The organism is Massilia agrisoli, from assembly GCF_020831365.1.
GTDB lineage: Bacteria > Pseudomonadota > Gammaproteobacteria > Burkholderiales > Burkholderiaceae_D > Telluria_A > Telluria_A agrisoli.
In genome coordinates this window covers 95,721-117,175 of the sequence record NZ_JAJHPV010000020.1, presented here as the reverse complement: position 1 = coordinate 117,175, position 21,455 = coordinate 95,721, and the positions used below count along the sequence as shown (strand labels likewise).

Annotated in this window: 17 protein-coding genes; all 17 read right to left on the bottom strand. The window is 66.2% G+C overall.

The window, feature by feature from the left end:
* Positions 1-111 precede the first annotated feature (111 nt).
* Positions 112-852: a WecB/TagA/CpsF family glycosyltransferase gene (locus LMJ30_RS17115; RefSeq protein WP_229433641.1), complete on the bottom strand. Its 741-nt coding sequence runs from the start codon at positions 850-852 to the stop codon at positions 112-114.
* On the bottom strand, positions 849-1,958 hold the full coding sequence (gene wecB, locus LMJ30_RS17110) for a non-hydrolyzing UDP-N-acetylglucosamine 2-epimerase (RefSeq protein ID WP_229433640.1): 1,110 nt from the start codon (positions 1,956-1,958) through the stop codon (positions 849-851). The genes LMJ30_RS17115 and wecB overlap by 4 nt, the downstream gene beginning before the upstream one ends.
* A 2-nt stretch (positions 1,959-1,960) precedes the next feature.
* Positions 1,961-3,952 (bottom strand): heparinase II/III family protein, encoded by a 1,992-nt coding sequence (locus LMJ30_RS17105; protein WP_229433639.1) that lies wholly within the window; start codon positions 3,950-3,952, stop codon positions 1,961-1,963.
* Complete coding sequence (locus tag LMJ30_RS17100) at positions 3,949-5,022, bottom strand: glycosyltransferase (RefSeq protein WP_229433638.1); 1,074 nt, start codon at positions 5,020-5,022, stop codon at positions 3,949-3,951. Before LMJ30_RS17100 ends, LMJ30_RS17105 begins: the two co-directional genes overlap by 4 nt.
* A 137-nt stretch (positions 5,023-5,159) precedes the next feature.
* Entirely contained in the window at positions 5,160-6,386 is a 1,227-nt protein-coding gene (locus LMJ30_RS17095) for a glycosyltransferase (RefSeq protein ID WP_229433637.1), read from the bottom strand.
* Between the two features lie 114 nt (positions 6,387-6,500).
* A complete protein-coding gene (locus tag LMJ30_RS17090; protein WP_229433636.1) occupies positions 6,501-7,802 on the bottom strand; it encodes a phenylacetate--CoA ligase family protein in 1,302 nt (433 codons plus the stop codon).
* A gap of 4 nt (positions 7,803-7,806) precedes the next feature.
* On the bottom strand, positions 7,807-8,898 hold the full coding sequence (locus LMJ30_RS17085) for an NAD/NADP octopine/nopaline dehydrogenase family protein (protein ID WP_229433635.1): 1,092 nt from the start codon (positions 8,896-8,898) through the stop codon (positions 7,807-7,809).
* Positions 8,899-8,972: 74 nt separating this feature from the next.
* Positions 8,973-9,839, bottom strand: a complete 867-nt coding sequence (locus LMJ30_RS17080; protein WP_229433634.1) for a beta-1,6-N-acetylglucosaminyltransferase — start codon at positions 9,837-9,839, stop codon at positions 8,973-8,975.
* A 117-nt stretch (positions 9,840-9,956) separates the two neighbouring features.
* On the bottom strand, positions 9,957-12,203 hold the full coding sequence (locus tag LMJ30_RS17075) for a heparinase II/III domain-containing protein (protein ID WP_229433633.1): 2,247 nt from the start codon (positions 12,201-12,203) through the stop codon (positions 9,957-9,959).
* 275 nt (positions 12,204-12,478) lie between these two features.
* Positions 12,479-13,231, bottom strand: coding sequence for a glycosyltransferase family 2 protein (locus LMJ30_RS17070; protein ID WP_229433632.1), 753 nt, complete (start codon positions 13,229-13,231; stop codon positions 12,479-12,481).
* On the bottom strand, positions 13,221-14,423 hold the full coding sequence (locus LMJ30_RS17065) for a glycosyltransferase family 4 protein (protein WP_229433631.1): 1,203 nt from the start codon (positions 14,421-14,423) through the stop codon (positions 13,221-13,223). The genes LMJ30_RS17070 and LMJ30_RS17065 overlap by 11 nt, the downstream gene beginning before the upstream one ends.
* Before the next feature lie 8 nt (positions 14,424-14,431).
* Positions 14,432-15,955, bottom strand: coding sequence for an oligosaccharide flippase family protein (locus LMJ30_RS17060; protein ID WP_229433630.1), 1,524 nt, complete (start codon positions 15,953-15,955; stop codon positions 14,432-14,434).
* 52 nt (positions 15,956-16,007) lie between these two features.
* A complete protein-coding gene (locus LMJ30_RS17055; protein WP_229433629.1) occupies positions 16,008-17,471 on the bottom strand; it encodes an O-antigen ligase family protein in 1,464 nt (487 codons plus the stop codon).
* Positions 17,471-18,175: an exosortase-associated protein EpsI, B-type gene (gene epsI / locus LMJ30_RS17050; RefSeq protein ID WP_229433628.1), complete on the bottom strand. Its 705-nt coding sequence runs from the start codon at positions 18,173-18,175 to the stop codon at positions 17,471-17,473. Before epsI ends, LMJ30_RS17055 begins: the two co-directional genes overlap by 1 nt.
* The gene (xrtB, locus tag LMJ30_RS17045) at positions 18,172-19,083 is read right to left on the bottom strand and encodes an exosortase B (RefSeq protein WP_229433627.1); all 912 of its coding nucleotides are present in this window, start codon (positions 19,081-19,083) and stop codon (positions 18,172-18,174) included. Before xrtB ends, epsI begins: the two co-directional genes overlap by 4 nt.
* On the bottom strand, positions 19,083-19,991 hold the full coding sequence (gene epsG, locus LMJ30_RS17040; protein WP_371873041.1) for a chain length determinant protein tyrosine kinase EpsG: 909 nt from the start codon (positions 19,989-19,991) through the stop codon (positions 19,083-19,085). Before epsG ends, xrtB begins: the two co-directional genes overlap by 1 nt.
* 16 nt (positions 19,992-20,007) lie before the next feature.
* Complete coding sequence (gene epsF / locus LMJ30_RS17035) at positions 20,008-21,420, bottom strand: chain length determinant protein EpsF (RefSeq protein WP_229433626.1); 1,413 nt, start codon at positions 21,418-21,420, stop codon at positions 20,008-20,010.
* Positions 21,421-21,455: the final 35 nt, after the last annotated feature.

Genomic DNA, 21,455 nt, shown 5'->3' with positions numbered 1-21,455 from the left:
TGTCCCTTTATTAGTCCCGTCGTTCCCGCGGAGGCGGGAATCCATGCTGAGCGAAGCTATGGGTTCCTGCGGGGCCGCCGAGGCCTGCGCGGGAACGACGGCGGTAAATTTTTAGCGCCTTGCGGCCTCTTTGATGAACAGCCAGATAAAGGCCATGTCATCGATAAAATAGCGGCGGAACATGCGGCGCGGCTCCTGCAGGAAGCGGTAGAACCATTCGAGGCCCGACTTCTGCATCCACACCGGCGCGCGTTTCACCTTGCCGATCGCGACATCGAAAGTGCCGCCGACGCCCATCGCGAACGGGATCTTCATGTCGGCCTGCCAGCGGCCGAGGAACTGCTCTTTCTTGGGCGAGCTGATCGCCACGAACAGCAGGTCGGCCCGGCTGTCGCGTACTTGCGCGGCGACCTGGGCCTCCTCCTCTTCGCCCTTCCAGTAACCGTTGCGGTAGCCGCAGATCTGCAGCTTCGGGTACTTGCGTTCGTACGTGTCCTTTACCGCGCGCACGACTTCCTCGCGCGCGCCGAGCAAAAACACGCGCCAGCCCTTGTCGCCTGCGCGCGCCATCAGCGCTTCAAAAAGGTCGACGCCGGCGACCCTTTCCTTCAACGGCTTGCCGAGCAGGCGCGAAGCCCACACCACCGGCATGCCGTCGGCGTTAATCAAGGCGCATTCGTTGATGATGCCGCGCAGGCCAGGGTCGCGGCTGGCCTTGACCAGCTTGTCGACATTGACCACCACGTGCTGGTGCGGCCGGCCCGACTGGATGAAACCCTCGACCTTGCCAAGCGTCTCTTCCATCGTCAGGTTATCGACCTCGCACCCCATCAACGTGATGCGCCCGCTCATGACACATACCTCGCGAGGATCTCGACGATGCGCTCGGCCGCCTTGCCGTCCCACAGGTGCGGACGGCGTCCGGTCTTGCCTTCGCCGCGCAGTACCTTGCGCGCTTCCAGCAGGATCTTCTCCGGGTCGGTGCCGGCCAGTACGTTCGAGCCCTCATCGACCGTGACAGGACGCTCGGTGTTTTCGCGGATCGTCACGCAAGGCACGCCCAGCGCGGTGGTTTCTTCCTGCAGGCCGCCGCTGTCGGTGAGCACCACCGCCGCATCCTTCCACAGGTTGAGGAAGGCCATGTAAGCCTGCGGACCTGCCAGCGTGATGTTCGGGCCGAGGTCGATGCCGAATTTTTCCAGGTTGGCGCGGGTGCGCGGGTGGACCGGGAAGATCAAAGGCAGTTCGTTGGAAATCTCGCGCAGCGCGCCGCCGATGCGGGCGAAGTTTTCCGCATCGTCGACATTGCTCGGACGGTGCAGGGTGACCACGCCGTAGCGCTGCTTTGCGTCCGAGCGCGCAGCCTTGAAGCCGGCGGTCTCGAAGCCGCTGGTGTCGGCGCGGGTCAGCTTATCGGCCTGGAACAGGACGTTATCGACCATCACGTGGCCGACGTAGTGGACCGCCGAATCAGGCTTGCCTTCGCGCTTCAGGTGTTCCAGCGCGGCCGGCTCGGTGACGAAGAACCAGTCGGAGATGCTGTCGGTGACGAGGCGGTTGATCTCCTCCGGCATCGACATGTCGCCGCTGCGCAGGCCAGCTTCGACGTGCGCGACCGGGATGTTGAGCTTCTTGGCGACGATCGAGCAGGCCAGCGTCGAATTGACGTCGCCCACCACCAGCACCGCGTCGGGGCGCTCGGCCATGCACAGCTCTTCGAAGCCGACCATGATCTTGGCGGTCTGCTGCGCGTGGCTGCCGCCGCCGGCGGCCATGAACACGTCCGGCTGCGGGATGCCCAGCTCTTCGAAGAACACCTCGTTCATGTCGCGGTCGTAGTGCTGTCCGGTGTGGATGATCTTGAAGGACAGCGCCTGCTGCGCCTGGAACGCGCGGACGATCGGTGCAATCTTCATGAAGTTCGGGCGGGCGCCCGCGACCAGGTAAATAGTAGGCATAGCTAACCTTCAGGTAAACATTGAGAAAATGATATTGTAAACCGGCATTCTAACGGCGCGCCGTTCGATACTGTTGTAATTTTTACTACATCGCACGGCTGTTTCGCTTCGTAGCTGCGCGAGTACCAGCCCAGCGGCGGGTCTTCCTGTCCGCGCACCAGTTCGATGACGGCCCCCTCGCCCACCACTTCCAGCTGGAGCCCGAACGCTTTGCCGCGCACGTGGACGCCGCTGGCATGGCGTGTGACCGCAAGGCCGGGCGCGAAGTGCCAGAACTGTTCGACCTTGTGCGCTCCCTTTGCGGCGACCCGGTCGGTGACGATCAGCGTGCGCGAGGCGGCGTCGAACTTGACTTCGCGGATGTGGCGCGCCGGGTCGGCCAGCCGCATGTAGCCGTTGTGGGTGCCGCGGAAATCGAACTGGCCGGGCGATTGCGGCATGCGTTCGACGTGGCTGCGCGCCTTGCGCACCCACATGAAGCGCCCGCCGCTGACCGACTGGTCGGCGCCGTCCACGCGCACCGTGTTGTGGGCCGAGGTGCCGCGGAAGTAGTCGCGCCACTTCAGGGCCTGCCAGTACGAATAGGTGCCCGGATCGACCAGGCATTCTTCGCCGGCCACCGACAAGGTCAGCGACAAGGCATCGGCATGGCCATGGGCCGCGATGCCGAGATAGCCGAGCGGGCCGCAATCGAGCAGGCCCTTGATCTCGCTGGCGGCGCCGAAATCGCGCCCGAACAGCAGGTAGCCGCCGTCCGGGAAGGACCAGCCGGGCGCCTGCGCGGGCTGGATGCTGCGTGGGCGCTGTCCCGGAAAGGCGTGCAGCAGCCAGCGCGCGGTGGCGCTTTGCGGCGCGCGCTCGCCCGCCAGCGCGCCGCCGAGCGACAGCAGCAGCGCAGCGCGGTCGTTGTGGCCGGGGTCGAGGCGCCAGACGATGCCGTCGTCGGCGTCGCCGACCATCGGCACATGGCCGCCCACGTCCATCACCGAGCGCAAAAAGTGCAGCGCACGCTCCAGCGACTCCCAGTACTGGCTTGAGAACGGCCTTCCGCTGGCCTGCCCCGCGAGCGCCGCCACGAACAGGAATTCGCTCGAGAATACATGGTACGAAAACGCCTGCTCGCGGTTGACGCCATCGCTGGAAAACTGCGCCAGCGCCTCATGTTCGAGTTCGCGCGCGGCCTGGCCGCGCCAGCGCGCCGACTGGTCCCAGCATGGCCATGCGGTGGTCGCCACATACAGGCCCGCCAGTTCGCCGATCAGGTGGTTGTTGGCCGACGAGTGGCGCGACAGGTGGCGCGCAATCGACTGGCAGTGGGCGTAGATACTGTCCAGCCATGCGCGGCGCAGCGCCTGGCCGCCTTCGCCGGCAAACAGCTGGCCGTCGGCGCCGCCGGCCAGTTGCCACACCATGGCCCAGTTAATCAGGCGGATGCCCATTTCCAGTGAGCTGGTCCAGTTCGGGCCTGTCATCGGCGGGCACTGTTCCAGCCATCCCGAGACCTGGGCGCGCAGCACGGCCAGCCATGCCGGGTCGCCGCTGACCCGCCAGGCCTGGGCCAGGCGCACGAGGTGCAGGTGGCGGTTCAGTTCCCAGACGTGCTTGATGTCGCCCACCAGCGCGCGGTCGGTGATGCGGATGTCGCCGGCGAACACCGACGGGCCAAGCACGCCGCTGGCAGGGTCGCGGTTCCATTCGGGCTGCGCGCCGACGTTGAAGCGGCATTCGGCAAACAGCACGACTTCGCCCGACTTGATGCGTTCAGCATCAAGCAGGATGGCGTCGGCCTCGCCGGGCTGCAGCGGCGGCGTGCCGGCGCGCGGCAAGGCGCGCGCCGTGCTTTCAGGCGCGGGCGCCGACCAGCGCAGCATGCCGCGCCGTTCGAGCCGGCCGACCGCCGCCTGCTGCATGCGGTAGCCCACTTCGCCCACCGACATGCAGCGCAGCCGGTTGACCAGCCAGGCCAGGCGCTCGACCGGCGGCTGGCGGCTCATCGCGCTCCCCGCGCGCACAGTTCGCGGTACACGGCGGACAGCTTGCCGATGACGACCGCGGTGGAAAAGCGTTCGGCCACGGTCTGGCGCGCGCGTTCGCCGAGGCGGCGGCGCAGGACTTCATCGGACATCAGGCGCGACAGGGCCGCAGCCAGCGCCTGCACATCGCGCGGCGGGACCAGCAAGCCGTTGTCGCCGTCCACCACTGCTTCAGGAATGCCGCCGACGCGCGACACCACGACCGCTTTGCCGACTGCCATCGCTTCGAGCATGGCCATCGGCAGGCCCTCGGCATGGGACGGCAGGCAGAACACGGACGCGCGCGCCAGCTGGTCGGCCTTGTCCTGCGCGCCGATCCAGCCAAGCACTTCGAGGCGTTCGGCGACGCCAAGCTGGGCGGCGCGCGTGCGCAGCAGCGCCAGGTCGCCGTCGCCGCCGACGGCCAGCCGGACGTGCGGGAATGCCGGCGCCAGCGCGGCCACGGCGGCAAGCAGGTCGTACACGCCCTTGGGCGTGTCGGCGCGGCCAAGGAACAGGATGCGGCCCGGCTCTTCTTCGCAGCGTGAGGCAAGGCGCGCGACATCGACCGAATTGGGCACCACGCGCACCTGGGCTTTCGGCGCAAAGCCGGCCAGGAATGCCGCCCAGCCGCTTGACAAGGCGATCACCACCGAGCTGGCCTCGAGCGTATGGCGGATCCACCAGCGAGCCACAGGGCCCGACTCGCTGGTGGCGAAGTCGCGAAAGCCGCCGCCGTGCAGGTGGAAGACGGTGCGCGCGCCGCAGCGGCGCGCGATCAACAGGAGCAGCGATTTGCGGAAGAAGCTGGCGTGCGAGGCCGAGTGCGCGTGCACCACGGCCGGGCGTTCAAGCAGGCAGGCCAGCGCGGTGCGCCAGAAGCCGGCCAGGGCCACCCTGGCTTTGCCGGCACGGGAACCTTCGGCATGGGTGGCCAGGTAGCGCACGCCCTCGCGCTCGAACAGGCCGTCCTGGTCCAGTACCGAGACCACCGCGGCGATTCCTCCCTTGCCGGACAGCGCGGTACCGATCATCAGCACCCTCGGGGCCATGGCCGTCACCCGCGCGCTCCGCCGATATATGGAAGCTTCTTCATCATGCGAAAATTATCAATGGGGCAATAATCGATCATACCTCATCAGGACTTACCCCCGTTTTGGCATTTGTGCGCAGCAACATGATTGGTCGGTCAGCAAGGCCGGTCCGGCAAGATCTGATCGTAGGCGGCGGCAACTTTTTCCGCCAGCACGGTGTAGGTGCGGTGGGTGCGCACCCAGGCCGGGCCGCGCGCGGCAAATTGCGAGGCCATCGTCGGGTTGCCCAGCAGTTCGAGGACTGCGTCGCGGAAGGCCCCTGCCTCCATCGGCGCGCACAGGCCTGCGGCGCTCTGGGCAGTCACCAGGCGCTGGTCGGGGATGTCGTTGGCGACGCTGGGGATGCCGAGCGCCAGGTATTCGACCAGCTTGGTTGGCGAGGAGACGTCGAACAAGGCGCCGCGCGGGATCGGCGACAGGCCCACTTCGGCCCGCACCGCGTAGCCCAGCGCTGCCTGCTGGGGCAACCAGCCGGTCAGCAGCACGTGGCTGTCGAGGCCGCGTTTGCTGATGCTGCTGCGCATCCATTCCATTTCATCGGCCGAAGGCGCGTCCCCGGCGATCACCAGGAGGATGTCGGGCTGGCGCTCACGCAGCGCTTCGACCACGTCGAGCAGGAAATCCGATTTGCGCGACTGCGCGATGCGGCCCAGGTAGACGATGACGCGGCGCCCGTCCAGCCGCGGGTCGGTGCTGGGAGTGACCGAGGCGCGCCGGAACAGGTTGGCGTCGACGCCCATCGGCACGGCCGTCATGCGCGCGCGGTTGAAGCCCTTGGCGGCCAGCCAGTCGGCCATCGCGTCGCTTTGCACGAAAATATGGCGCGCGCCCGGCAGCACCAGGCGGTAGATCACGTAGCGCGACAGCGCGGCGCGCGCCGCGTGGGCCAGCCAGCGCAAGCCGCGGCCGCGCCGGCCGATCTCGTCGCGCCGCACCTCGAAGCCTTCGACGATGGGGAACGACATCCAGTAGACGAAAGGCAGGCCCAGCACGGCGGCCGCGGCACGCCCGACCAGTCCGCTGGCGATCTTGTCGCGCACCTGGATGCAATCGAGCGGCGCGCGGCGCCAGGCGCGGGCCAGCCCAAGGGCGTCCCAGAACGGCGACAGGACGCTGGCCAGTTTGTGCTTCAGGCTGCCTACCGGGTGCACGGCGCCCGCGCTCCAGCCGCCCGCCGCAGCCTCACCGCCCACCTGCCCGACCAGGTCGGTGCCGATGCCGTACTGGGGCATCTCGGCGCCGAACAGGGTCAGCACGTCGGCCCGGATCGGCGGCAGCGGATCGCGGATGACGAAAGCGATGGACAGGGGTGTACGGCGCATGAATTTCCTAGTTGCAACGAGTGGGTGCTGAGCGATTCTAACCCAAGTGGTCGTTTCGATATTGCAACAATGACAATCGTGCGCCCCCTGCCGGGAAGCTCCTGTTCCCGCCGCCTATGTCAGCCCGACTACCAGCTTCCGCTTTCCGTTGGCGGCCAGGGGAATATCATTCTCCTCCTCGATGTCAATGTCAAAGAACCCGCCCCACCGACGCAGCTGGGCATTGAGCAGAAAGGCTTTCTGGGCAGCGCTCAGCGGCCCGTGGCGTCCGACTACCGCCAGCGCAATCGCGCCTGCCTGTCGCTGGCGTACCTGGTACAGGCGCACAAAGTCCCAGGTCGCCTCGTCGATCACAATCGCCAGCCCCGGAATGTGGTTGCCATAGCGGTCCACCAGGAATTCGTGGCCGCGCCCGTCGATCGCGGCGCAGCGGCCATCAGGCTCGATCAGCCCGTAGTCGCCGGTGCGGTAGCGGATCAGCGGCATCACATCGTTCCACAACGAGGTGCCGACGATTTCGGCGCGGCCGTCGGCAAGGCGGTTTTCGGACCAGCCGTACAAGGGCTGGAACGCATACGGCGAGGTGACGCCGTCGACATGGTTGGCGAAGGCCAGGTTGGTGCGCTCGCACAGGCCGTAATTGACCGACACCGGGCAGCGGAACAGCCGCCCGATGGCAGCGAGCTGCGGTCCGGTTGCCGGCTCCGACGCCAGCAGCACGGCCCTGGGCTGCATGCCGATGTCGCCAGGCGACAGCAGTTCGGCCAGCGCCGCCGCCGAACTTGGATAAGCGTGCACGAAGGCGGGTTGGAAGCGCTGGATCGCCCCGGCAATCTCGGCCTTGTAGCGCGCGTTGATATGGTAAGGCGACAGCATCAGCCGGTTGCCGACAATGCGCCATGGGCTTTCGTGGGCCAGGCGGCGCGCGTCCGCGCCGATGCGCAAGGTGCGCGCCTTGTTGAAGCTGAAGCCGAACCTGCCCCATTCATGGCTGAAGAAGGCTTTTTCTATGTCGGCCACGCGCTTGCTGCGCCACATGCCGATGCCCTGCCCGGACGAACCGCCACTGGTGGCGTAGAACAGGGTGCGGGGGTCGAAACGGGCGTCGAGGAATGCGCGCTGCTGCGCCATGACCTCGTCCTTCGACAGCAGCGGGAAGCGCGCCAGCACTTCATGCAAGGGCTCGTGGCGCGCTTCGTCCGGCGTCACCGGCACCGTGCGCCGATAGTACGGCACATGGGTCAGCGCGCCAACCAGTATATGGCGCAGGCGTATCCTGGCGTGCGCCGCCCCCAGCGCCGGGTCCAGCCGCAACAGCGCGCGGACCCGGAAAAAATCGGGGTGGTATAGCAGGCGTTCCGGCAGCCATGGCCGCCAGGCATAGTAGCGCGCACCGAGCCAGCCGGGAATTGTCATCGCCTTATCCGTTGATGGTGCGGTGGAATTCGGCCGGCGAGACGTTGCCGAACCCAAGGCTGGCCAGGGTGCGCGCCTCGCGCGAAAAATCGCGGTCGAGCAAGCCGCCGGCAATCACAATGAGCGCGTCGGCCACCGGGGTGGGCACGCCCATCAGGCGGCCGATGGACGACATCAGCGCCAGGCCCATCGGCACGTCTTCGGTGATGAAGCGGGTGTCGATGCTGGCCGGACCCTTCGGCCCGCCCTCTTCGGCGTAGCGGCGGAACACCGACAGCGCGGGCTGCTCCAGGTCTTCCTCGTTGCGGAAGCGGCACTCGTCGAAGTACGGCGAGGGCTTGCCGCCGGTGGCTTCGATGACGGCGTTCTTTTCGTCGTCAAGGCGCGCCAGCAGGCGCAGCACCGCAGGCGTGAAGGCCTCCTTGTACATCCAGAATTCGCCCTGCGCGTATTCGATGCGGCTGGCCGACAGCAAGGTGCCGATGGTATGGACGATCAGGTTCGGGTTGTGCATCGCCGATTCGACCACGTTGGTGCGGGTGGCAACGTAGGTAGGAAACAGGCGGGCGGCGCGGGCCAGGCCTTCGGCGCTGCGCTCGCGCGGCACAAAGGCCAGCGCGTTGCGCGTGTTGCGGTACAAGATGTTAACGACCCCCGGCGCAACGAGGCGCGCATCGTAGGGCAGGCTTTCGCCCTCGGCCAGCATGAAGCCGGCGCTGGCCTGCCACGGCAGGAAATGGCAGGAGCCCATGTAGCCGGGCGCCAGCAGCACCAGCTGGCTGGCGGAAAGGTAGGGGCCGATCATGGCGGCGATGCGCGGGTGGCACTGGGTCTGCGTGGTGATGATGATGGCGTCCGGCGCCACTGCAAACGCTTCGCCCGGGTCGCGCGTGGCCAGCGCCAGGCTGGCAGTGCGGGTGGCGCCGCCTTCAGGATTGCTGACCACGGTGACCGCCAGGCGCGCGCGCACAAGGTCGAAGTTTTCGTCGTGCAAAGCGCGCGACGTCTTGAGCAGCGCCACCCGGTGCCCGTCCAGCGCCAGCAAGGCGCCCAGTGCGCATCCGGCATTGCCGGCCCCGACCATCAGTACATTCATCCCGCCCCCGCCTGGCACGCCACATGGCATGACTCGACGATGCCAGCGCACGGCCTGGCGACGGTTGCGGTGCCTCAGTCGTGCCGGGCGGTTCGCGGGGAACTAAGCCGCACCAGCATCGGCAGCAGGGCCGCGCTGGCGGCGCTATCGATCTTGCGGCAGAAATGGGCGCCGGATCGGGCAATGTCGTCGAAGTCGCCGGCGTCGAGAATTTTGGGATTGCGCGCGCCGCTGTCCGGCCACCGGATGTAGCGGAAATTATTGGACACGACCTTCGCGGCGAACGGCGAATCCATCACCAGTGTCTGGAAAAACATTTCATCCGGGCAAGCCACCGTGCGGAAATACCGTTCCAGCGAAGGCTCGTTCCTGACCCTGGCGAGAATCATCTCGATGCACGGCCGGCTGAGCGCCCACCAGCAGGAGCCGCCGTATGGCCGCATGCCCGCCGCCATCTTGCGGCGCAAGCCCAGCGTGCGCATGGCGTGCAGCAATACCTTGCCGGCAGTCTTGGCCAGGCGCCCTCCCCTCGGCCAGTAAAAATATTGGTAGCGTTCCTGGCAGGCCCAGCCATCCGGACCGATCGCCGCGCATTCGAGCAGTTCGCTGCCGCGCGCCGCGTCGAGCGCCTGCTGCAAGGCCTGGTTGGACAGCAGCGGGAAATCCTGGGCGCTGATGAAAACAACTTTATCGAATTCGGGCACGCCGTCGACAATCTCTTCCAGCGAATTGAGCATGGCGCGGACCTGGCTCCAGTCGCCCCAGTGCACCGCAATGCGTTGCCGCACCAGCCGGGCCTGCGGGCTGATGCGTGTGACGTCGAGCGCGGACTTGGCGTCCACATTGACATAGATGATGAAGTCCTCATGCGCCAGCTGGCCGACCAGCGCGTTGAGCTGGTCGAGGTCCTTGTGGGCGTGGATCAGGATGACCTGTTTCATCGGCGTCGCAAAGGCATGGAATCCCTGGGCAAAAAAAATGTCCTCCCAACCGCAAACGCGGACGGAAGGACATTGTTCCCGCCAGCACCGGGCGAACCCGGCCTGGGCGATGTTACCTTAATTGAGCGTGATCGACTGCGAGCCCACCGTAACCGTGCGCGTTGCCGAGGTGCCGGTGCCGGTGGTGGTGACGCTCATTGCCGGGCGTTTGCAGCCGACGTCGAGCACGACCAGGAACTCGGTCAGCACGTTCGGGCTGCCAGCCAGCACGAAGGCGCCGTGGTCTTCGATGGTGCCTGGCTTCGGGGCCGCGCCGATGCGCTTTTCCCAGGCGCCCGCGCCGAGCGAACGGACGCACACCGACTGGCCGTTGATCGCGATCTTGACGTTTTTCGCGTCCTCGACGGTGAAGGCGATCGGCGCATGCATGTTGAACTCATACTTGCGTGCAACTGCCGAGCTCAGCTTGTCGCGGATGACCACGGCGTTCTGGTTGCGCAGGTACCAGAGCTGGCGCTTGGCCTGGGTCAGCTGGGCGCCGTAGGCCAGCTGCGCGTCGCCTTCGGCGAAGTCGTAGGTCGGCTGGGCGGCAAAGCCGGTGATGCGGCCGTTGCGCTGCAGGGTCTCGCGGTAGCCGTCGACCAGCTGGCCAACGCCGCCGTCGAAGGTAATCGTGTTCTGCGACTTGCTCTGGTGGTACCAGTCTTTCCAGTACGGCGAACCGTACCAGTCATACCAGCCGGCCTTGGTGATCAAAGGCTGGCCGGCCACCGACAGCAGGAAGGCATTCTGGTCGCCGTGGCTGTGGTTGAACGAACCGTAGGGGCTGGACTTGAAGTAGACCGAGGTGCGGCCCGGCGAAGCGATGTCGCTGTGCATCGCGGCCCAGCCGATGCTCGGGTAGTAGGCCGAGTTCGACGGTGGCGACAGGAAGGTCGTGTGGGCGACCGGCAGCGGGTATGGCGCTTGCAGCAGGCTGAGCGAGTCTTCGATGCCGCCCAGGCCCTTGACGTACCAGGCGGCGCGCGGCGACACCAGGCGCGAGGCGAAGGCACGGAACACGCGGGTGTCCGGCTTTTGCTCGGAACCGTCGCCGAACGAGTGCTTGTTCGAGCCCGGCGGGGTGAACTGGGTGGCAAAGTCGAGGAAGCCGAGGGTCCATGGCTTGGCGTAGAAGTTCACGCCGGTGGCCTGCGACAGCGGGTCCCACAGCGCGACCAGGTAGCCGGCGGTGTATTCGGCATAGGCGGTGCCGTTGGCATAGCCGCCTTCCGGGCCGCTCCATGGCGACGGGCTGTTGGCGTAGGCGCGGAACGAGAAATCGAACCACTTCTGCGCTTCAGGGATATCGCCGAGCGACAGGCTCGAGATCAGCACCATGAAGACCAGGCTGGTGTTGGCGTGCGAGTCGAACGGATACTGGTCGAGGCGACCGTTGTCGCCCGCCAGGTTGGCGTAGATTTCATTCGAGCGCACGGCCACGGTGGACAGCCATTTGGCCTTGCGGGTAGCGTCCAGGTCGCCAGCCAGGATGTCGACTGCCTTGATCAGCGACAGCGCGATCTGGCGGGTGGCCTGGTCCTGGTTGACGTAGCTGGTGGGGCCTTTCGGGTTCAGCGAGGCCAGCTGGTCGCCCTTGCGCAGCGCTTCGTCCAGGAAGATCTTCTCGCGCTTGATGCGGTAGATCAGCGCGGCAGCTTCGAGCTGGCGGCTCGCTTCATTGATGCGCTGGCGGATGTCGGTCTGCTGGGCGGCCATCGCCGCGGTCAGGGGCGAGGTGATGACCAGCGGCCAGCGGTCGTCCGACAGTACCGGCAAGGCCGTAATCTGCAGCTTGACTTCATTGGTCAGGCGGCTCGAATACGCTTCGAGGTCGGTCTTCTTGGCCGTGCTCCAGGTCGAGAACGGGGTGACCGTGCCAGGCAGCGAACGCGGGCGGGCCTTGGCCAGGATGCGCGAGCGCAGGGTCGCGTTGTCAGGCACTTCGAACACCGTCGAGCGCGAGGTGATCGAGAACGGGCGCTGGGCCGACCAGTCGCTCGACGTGGCCGGGCGCACGCGCCAGGTGTAGTTGCCGTGCGCCATAGCCTTGGTCGGCAGGTACCAGTTGCGGTCGACGATGGCGCGGATCGGGGTGGTCGAGCCCTGGGCCAGGATCTCGATTTCGTATTGTGCAGGTCCGGTGGCATGGCGCGCCCAGGTGAAACCAGGCGGATTCTGCGCCTGGATCTGGTAGTCGCGCGGCGCCGGCTGGATCACCAGCGGGTCGGCCGACTGGGCCCAGTCCGCGCGCGCTTCGATGCCCGCGAACAGCGTCGCCGTGATGAGGGCGGCGCGGAGGATTCGGTGCGAATAACGGTTCATGAAACTAACTCCGTGAAAATGAATGCTGCGGTTTCGCTGCCCAGCCACTGTGGCTGGCGCGCGATTGTTAAAGCGCTGAGTTCGCTTTAGGCAGGACTCATAGTACCGCAAATTAAATTTCAGTGAGGCAATTTCCCCGTTTAAGCCTATGATTCTTCACGGAATCTGCGTGAAAGCAACACCATTTATTCGGCTGTCAATTGACCTTCAATCAGCTTAGTTTTCGAACTTGCAAGCTTAGTTTATTGAACAGTAATTTAACAATTTACCCAGTATTATCCGTCGCGGCGCAGCTGGCGCATGCGTTTCATGTACCGCAGGCAGTACATGCCGAAGGCGAGCGGGGCCTTGTCCATATGGCGGCGGCGCACCCCGAACTCCTCCTGGCGGGCCTTGATCTTGTTGGCGGACGAGACGCTGCCGGCATGGTCGCGGAACACGGTAAAGGTGCGGTCGACGGTGGACGGGCGCGCGACGGCGCCCAGCCGCAGCCACAGGTCGATATCCATCGCGTACTTGAGCTGCTCGTCGAACACCCCTACCCGCTCGAACGCGGCCTTGCGCACGAATACGGCCGGGTGCGGGACGAAGGCCTTGCCCGCCGCCAGCGACTGGTAGCTGAACGGGTTCATCGTGTGCGGCGCCTGCAGCACGTCGTCCTTCAACACCTGGATATTGCCGAACATCCAATCCACCTTGTCGGCGGCGAAACGCTCGGCCACGGTGGCCAGCACGTCATTGCTGAAGTAGTAATCGTCCGAGTGCAGGTGGGCGATGTATTCGCCCTTCGCATGGCGGATGCCCTCGTTCATCGCGCGGCTGATGCCGCCCTTGACGTCGCGCAGCACGCGCTTGTTGCCCTGGTAGGCGGCGATCATGTCCAGGGTGCCGTCGGTGGAGCCGCCGTCGACAAAAATGTGCTCGACGTCGCCGCAGGTCTGGGACGCGACCGACGCCAGCGTGTCGCCCAGGGTAGCGGCGCTGTTCCAAGTGCAGGTCACGATGGAGAAAGTGGGTTTATTCAGCATAAAAATCCAGTAGTTTCGGAATCACTTGCAGGGAATCGGCGCCGAACGCGGGCGCCGGCGCCAGCACCAGCGGGGCGCCGTCCAGCTGGAGCACCAGCTTGCCGACCAGCTCGCGCATGGTTGCGCCCAGTTGCAGCTGGCCGGGGTAGCGCTGGTAGCCGGACAATTCGGGGGTGCCGCCACGCGCCAGCGCCACGCATTGCTTGCCCAGCGCCAGCGCCTCGAGCACCGTGGTGCTGCAGGCTTCCTCGCACACCGACGGCACCACGCAGACGTGGCTGCGCACCGCCAGCGCGATGGCCTCGTCATACTCCCTCCAGCCGAGGAAGCGGATGCGGGCGCTGGCGTAGGCCGCTGCCAGCGCCTCGCGCTCGGGCCCGTCGCCGACGATCAGTACCTGCGCGTGCGGCGGCAGGCGCGGCGCCGCTTCCGCCAGGAATTCGCCGAAGCCCTTGCCGGCGTCGATGCGCCCGACCAGCATCACCTGCCCGCGGTGGACTTCGCCGGCCGCGGCCCGGGTGTGGCGCGCCAGCCGCGCGTAATCGATAAAGTTGTGGATCACCCGGGTGCGCGACAGGTCCGCCCCGGGCACGGCGCGCAGGAACTGGCGGCGCAGGAATTCGGACACGAACACGGTCTTCTGGCTGCCGAAGGACGCGGCGGCGCCTTCACGGTAGTTGCGCACCGCAACGGCGGTGACCGCTTTGCGCAACGGGCCGGCATTGGCGGAAATGCAGGCCGAGCAGTCCTGCGGCGTCACCGTCGTGCATACCTCGCCGCTGCGGAAGCGCAGGTGGGTCAGGCATTCACTGCCCTGGTCGTGGCGGGTCTGCACATAATTAATACCGGGATCGAGGTACAGCCCCGTCATCGGCAGGTGGCCGTGGTAATGCACCACGTCGTAATGGCGCGCGCGGGCGTTGATGGCGCCGGCGATTTTTTTCGCGAAGAACGGACGCTTGAGCGGATTGAACACGCCCAGCTGCAATTCCTTCCAACCGGGCCGCGCATAGTCGAATCCGGGAATAAAGCGGCCATGGAAACCAATCTGGGCGGCGCATGCGTCCAGGCCGCGGTCGTTGCGTCCCAGGATGTCGACTTGATGGCCTTGCGCCAGTAGGTTATTGGCCAGGGTGACAACGTGCTTGCCCAGCCCGCCGATCTGGGTGCCGGGCAAGTCTTCGGAAACCATCAGGATCTTCAAGCGGGCTTCCCCCGCGCGTGGCCGAGCGCCTTCTTGACCTTCAGCCAGGCGGCGTCGCGGTCGCCGCGCTCGATGACGAACAACATGCCATGCGCAAACAGCAAGGCCATCGTCGCCATCAGCAGCAAGGCGAAATTCGAGACGGTCGGGGCCAGCCGGTCGTCGGCCAGGCGCGCCGCGACGGCAATGGCCGCCACCCCGATCAGGGTCGGGAAATAACTATGGACCAGCAAGTCGCGCAGCGAGGTGCGGACGGTGCGGCCGTGGACGTAGCCGAGGAAGGCGATGGTGAAGATCACCGACGCGGCCAGGTGGGCGTAGGCGGCGCCGTCGATGCCGCCAAGGCGTACGCCGATATAGACAATCACCAGGCCAGTGCAGGCGCGGGCGACGGCGAACAGCCCGGACACGCGCGGATGGCCCATGCCGTCATTGACCAGCGACGGCAGGCTGGTCAGCGAATCGATGAACTGCGACATCGCCATCACGGCCAGCACCAGCGCGCCGTTGCGCGCGAAATCAGGATTCATCCAGTAGCGCAGGATATGTTCGGCAAACACGGCCACCAGTACCAGGATGGCGGCGTTGAGGAACACCACATAGCGGTTGGCGGTCAGGTACAGGCGGTTGAGGCGGTCGAATTCGCCGCCGGCAGCGAGCGCGCTGGCGGCCGGGAACAGCACGCCCGACAGGCGGTAGGTCATGCCGAGGATGCGGTTGGCCAGGGTGGCCGCCACGGTGAAGTAGGCCAGGCCGGTGACCCCGACCAGCGCGCCGATGATCAGCTTGTCGGCGTGGGCGTACGACAGCGAAGCGAAACGCGACAGGAACGAGTAGGCGGAAAAGCCCAGCAGTTCACGCCGCACGGCCGCGCCAGCCCAGCGAAATGCCAGCCCCGGCAGCAGGCGGCGGATGCCGGCCCACAGGATCAGGCAGTGGATGCTGCTGGCGGCCACGCGCAGCAGGATGACCTCGAACAGGCCGTAGCCGAGCATCAGCACGCCAACGGTCAGCAGGGGCACCAGGGTGCCAAAGAACATTTCGATGCGGCTGGAGATGTCGTAGCGCATCAAGGCTTGCGGCACGCTTTGCAGGTAGGTCTGCAGCTGGCCGAGGAAAAACCCCAGCGCGGCCAGCTGCAAGGTGGCAACCGCTTCCGGCACGATGGCGGCCGGTACGGTAAACACATCGTTGACCAAGTAGCTGGCGCCGAAGAACAGGCCGAGCCCGCCCACAAGGCCGATCAGCGCGTACACGATGATGCCGAAGAACAGCGTCTGGTTGATCTTGTCGCGGTCTTCGCGGGCGTTGTGCTCGGCGATGAACTTGACCGAGCCGGCCGTCACATTGATGTCGATGACGGCAAAATAGCCGACGATGGCGGTCACCAGCGAATACACGCCATAGCCGGCCTCGCCCAGCCCCTTGACCACCAGCGGCACGGTGCCCAGCGCGACCAGCGCGGGCACCACCGCGCCCATCAGGTTGGACACGGCGTTACGCATCAGGCGCAGGTTCATGGCGCCTCCCAGCAACAACCAAATCCTGCCATCTGGCAGCGATCCGCCATCCTCATTGGCTTGCCAGCGCGGCGCTGCGCAGATGCACCGGCGCGGCCGCCTGGGCGGTCCTGGCGGCGGCTGTTCCGGCCATCGCCACATACGGCAGGGCCATGCAGAAGGCCAGCAGCTGGGTGGTGCGCAGCTGGGGCACCGGCGTGCCGATCAAAAAGTCGGGCAGCATGAAGGCGATGCCCGCCAGCCCGGCGGTGCCCAGCCCGACCAGTTCCGGCGGCAGCTGGCGCAGCGCGCGCCGCGTAAAGGTGTAGAACGCGAACGCCAGCCCGAGGAACAGGAACAGCCCCAGCAAGCCGCTCTTGAGCGTCAGGTGCAGCACCCCGCTGTGGATGAAGGTGCCGCCATCCGGGCCGGCCTGCCAGGTGATGCGCTGGTAGCCGGTATACCGGCCCCATGAGCCAATGCCGGTGATCGGGTTCGACAAAAAGTCGGCCAGCGCATACTTCAGTTCAAGCACGCGCTCGCTCTCGGCGCCAAAGCGGCGCGAGCCCATGTCGTAGAAAAAGCGCTCGATGCCGCCGCCGGTGGCGCCCTTGGTCTGCGACAGGCGCCGGATGGCCACGAACAGCACGGCGGCGCCGGCAGCCGGCAGGCCGAACACCAGCATCTGGGTGCGCCGCGCCAGCGGGAAGCGGAAGGCGATGACGACCAGCGCCAGCAGCAGGCCGATCCAGGCGGTGCGGCGGTAGGACAGCACGATGCAGGCGGTGGTGGCCAGCAAGGTGGCCCACTCGACGCTGCGCCAGAAGCGCGACGCGTGGGCCTGGCCGGTCTGGAACAGGTTGACGGCGGCGATCGACAGGGCCACCACGCACAGCAGGCTGTCGTTGATGTCGAAGAAGGTCAGCTTGATCTTGATGGCGTTCATGTTGGCGTACACATTGTTGGGGTCGCCCCCGCCGATGGCCCAGCGCGCCAGGCCGTAGGTGGCGCGGCCCAGCCCCATCAGCATGACGAAGCGCGACAGCTCGATCACGTGCGCGCGGGTACGGAACGACAGCAGCAGCAAGGACACCAGCGGCGCCATCCAGACGATGTTCGAGAAGCCCGACGGCGCCAGCGCCTCGCGCAGCTTGACGTCGAGGAAGAAGGCGGCCACCACGTGCAGCGCCAGCAGCGCGGCCCAGCCCCAGAACCAGGGGCGCAGGTTGCAAGGTTGCAGCGCCTCGCGCGAGAAGGTGGCAGCCACCCGCGCGCAGCACCAGGCGCCCAGCAGGTACCACAGCAGCAGCGGGAAATACAGCAATCCCGAACCGCGGCCATAGATGTTCCCGCCGGACATCAGCGCGAGGTTGCCGTAGGTCGAGGAATTAAACAGGAAGAAGATCGCCAGGTACACATAGGCCAGCATGCGCGGCTGCACCAGGCCGACGCCGATGCCGACCACCGACAGCACCGCCATCGCCAGCACGACGATGAACGGCAGCGCGGTGAAGACATACTGGAGAATCGGGTCCATCAGCGCGCGGCCGTCCGTTCGGCGGTAGCGGCCCCCATCAGGCGAACCCGGTCGCGGCCGTCGACCACGGACAGCATGTCCTTGATAAAGCGGTCCTGTACCTGGTAGGCGCTGGCCGCATTCGGGCCGATGGTCGAGACGCGCACCAGCATGCCATCCGGGATCTTGCCCGACAAGCCATAGGCGAAGCGCTGGATCTTTTGCTCGATGCCGGACTTGATGGCCTTGTCACCGACCGTGATCCAGTAGGTGATCGGTTCGTTGCGGGCATTTTGCTTCGCCACCAGGCGCTTGACCGGCACCACGCCGTGGCCGGTGTCGAGCATATCGTCGCGCGAGTCGAGCATGTCGAATCCCTGGGCCACGTAGCAGACTTCGGGCAGGTGGATCTGCAGCGCGCGGCTCTGGTCGCCGCCGTAGGCGATCGACAGCATCACGCGCTGGCCGTCGCGGTCGACGTAGGTGCGCGACAAGGTCTGGTCGTAGATTTTTTCCAGCAGTTCCTGCTGCTCGGGGTCGGCCTGCAGCGGCACGATCGAGGTGTCCACCTGCCATTGCCCAAACGAGGCCGGGATCATGGTCTCGAGCTTGAACTGACCCTGTTGCTCGGCCAGCTTGACGGTCGGGGTCAGCGCGCCGGTCAGCGCCGAGGCGCTGACCATGGCGGCGCCCAGCACGACGCTGGCAAGGATGCGGCGGTTCATGCGGCCCTCCCCTTGGGCGCGGCGCGACCCTGCCTGCGGCGGATGATCCACTGCAGCAGCGAGTCCATTGCCAAAATCAGCACCAGCGCCGTCAGGAACAGCACCATGCCGGCAAAGCCGTGCAGGAAGCCCTGGCCGGCGGCGTCGCCAAAGTTGTACGTAATCAGGGTCAGGGTGATCACGCGGATCACGTTGGCCGCGAACGAAATCGGGATGATCAGGATCGCCAGCGCAATGTTGCGGAAGGCGGAAGGGTGGCGCACCAGGTTCAGGTAGAACAGGCCGAGTGCTTCAAGGGTCAGCAAAGTCTGCAGGCCGGCGCAGGCGTCCGCCACCAGCAGCTGGTACTGGCCGATCTGCAAAATCACGCCGGAGCGGCTGATCGGGTAGCCGGCCATGAACAGCAGGTGTTCGGTCACGTAGGACACCGCCATCTTCATCGGCATCGTCACCATCGCCACGAATTCGGCCGGCAGCGGCACCATAAACAACAGGAAGAAGAACGGGAACCACAGCACCTTGAGGGCGCGCGCGCCGCGCTTGACCAGCAGTACCGCGGCAGGCACCAGCACGATCGATAGCACTTCGAGCATCAGGATGCTTTGCGAGCGCCCGAACATGTACAGCAACAGGCCGATGGCCAGCAGCGGCCAGCCGGCCCAGGAGGTGTCGCCCGGATTGGTGGCGGCCAGCATTTCCGGCCACTTGCGCCAGGTCAGCCAGGCAAACAGGGCGAAGATGATCGGGCCGTGGCCCTGTTCTTCGGTGGCCCAGGCGCCGGTGGCCAGGCGGTAGAAAGTCGGGACGAACAACACCAGCAGGCCAAGCACGACCGGCAGCCATTCAGGCATGGCGGCACGGGCCTGTCCCATGTCGATGCGCATGCCGCGCTGTGCGTGCGCCGTCATCAGAAGTCCACCACCACCGAGCCGACCACTTCGGCGCCGGCCTGCGCCATTTGCTCGGCCATCCGGCTGACATTGGAAATGCGGGTGCGGTCCTTGCGGGCGACCAGCAGCACGCCGCCGGCGCGGCTGGCCACCGCCAGCGCATCGACGCCTTTCGAGAACGGCGGCACGTCGTACAGCACCACGTCGTAGCGCGATTCGAGCTGGGTGTTAAGCGCGCGGAAGGAAGCGCGCGCCAGCAGTTCTTGCGGATTCGGCGGCAAGGTGCCGGCAGGCAGCACCGACAGGTCGACGAAGGACGGGATGCGCTGCACCACGTCGAGCTCGGCACGGCCGGCCAGCATGTCGGACAGGCCCTGGCGGCCCTTCAGGTCGAAAATTTCGTGCTGGCACGGATGGCGCAGGTTGGCGTCAACCAGCAGGGTCTGCTCGCCGAGCTGCGAAAACACCACCGCGAGGTTGGCCGAGAACATGCTCACGCCATCGCCCTCGCCCACGCCGACCACGGCCAGTGCGCGCCGGCCGCGCGCGAACCAGCGCAGCATCAGCTGGCTGCGCACGGCGCGCAAGGCTTCGACCTGGGGCGAAAACGGTTCGAACGCGGCCACCAGGTTGGGCGAGAAATTCGCTTCGCCGCGCTGCAGGTAGGGATACTCGAACTGGCGCGCCAGCACTTGCTGGATGTCCGATTCGGTCACCAGGCCGAGGCGCTGCGCCGCTTCGCCGAAGCGGATGCCAAGTTCTTTCTGCATGCGCAGCACGCGCTCGGCGTTTTCAGGGGTGAGCTTGCCGGAATCGAGCAGCATGGCGCCCATGCTGGTGGTCTCGGGCGCCGGGCGGTCGATCGGGGGCCTTACGTGGTGATGCTCGGGAGGCGGCGTCGCCGCTGACAGCACTGGAGAGTTCATAGTCTGGTCCGTCTCTTTAGTTCAGGCGCAATCGGCGCGGATTCAACAGGTTCTTCAGGCCCGCGCTGTTGTAGCGGCGCGGCGGATTCCATTCGATCGTACCCAGCACCGGAATGCCGAGCGACTCTTTGAGGTCGCCCGGCGAGCGGATCGGGCGGTTCAGCATTTCGGCCAGCAGCGCGATGGCTACGCCGAGGATGGTGCCCAGCAGCAGCGACACCAGGGTGTTGAACAGCACGCGCGGGCCGTCGGCGGCCATCGGCGGCGTGGCCGGGTTGAGCGTGGAAATATCGGACTGCTCGGACTGGCCTTCGATGCGCGTCTGCGACAGGCGCTGCGAGGTGGCGTCGTAGGCGCGCTGGGCGCTCTCGACGTCTTTCAGCAGCACGCCCAGCTCGTCGCGGGCGCGGTTCAGTTCCAGCACCTTGATCTTTTGCGCCGCCACCGCGCTGCGCAGTTCGTTCTCGCGCTGGCGCAGCACTTCGGCGTTGTTGCTGACGCTGGAAGACACGTTCGACACGATGCCGTTCAGCTGGCGGCGCAGCTGGTCGACCTCGGCCTTGGAAGCGACGTATTGCGGGTGGTTGCGGGCCAGGCGCTGGCCCATTTCGGCCAGCTTCGATTCGGCCATGCTGAGCGAGACGCGCAGGTTCTGCACCATCGCGTTGTTGGCGACGTCGGGCGAACTGCCGCCGGCGCCATTGGCCATCCGCTCGCGCGAGCCCGCTTCAATCGACTGCGACTGCGCCGCGACCATCTGGGCCGACAGGTCGTTCAGGCGCGACAGCTCGACATCGACCCGGTTGTTGTCCAGGCTGACGATGCCCTTCTCCTGCTGGTACTTGGACAGGCGCGCCTGCGCGGCCTCGAGGTTGTCGCGCAGCTGCTTGGTCTGCTGGTCGAAATAGGTCGAGGCCTTTTTCATCGGTTCGGTTTTCAGCTGCACCGACAGTTTCTGGTATTCGTCGGCGAAGGCGTTGGCCACCGCCGCCACGAAGGTCGGGTCGGCGCCCTTGAAGGAAATTTCCAGCACGCTCGACTCGCGCGAAGGCACGATTTCAAGCTTGCGCAGCAGCAAGTCGGCCAGCCAGTCCTGCACGGTGCCGCGCCCGTCGGATGCTTCCTTGAACTGGGCCACAACGGCCGGGCTGCTGGCCAGTTTCAGCTGGTCGACCACGCGCAGCGCGACGTTCTTGCTGCCGATGATGTCGATTTGCGTGGCCATGTAGCCCGGCAGCAGCTGGCCGGGCATGGTCAGCCCGGTCAGCGGATCGACGCCCTTGTAGTTCAACAGCACGGATGCGGTCGCCTTGTACGTCTTTGCCTGAAGCAAGCTGTAACCCAGCGTCAGCAGCACCGTGGCGGCAAGCACCGCCAGGATGAGCTTTTTACGCGCCAGCAGGATGAGCAAAAATTGGTGAACATTCATGGTTGAACCTCAAGTCGTCTTGCATTGCAGGAGAA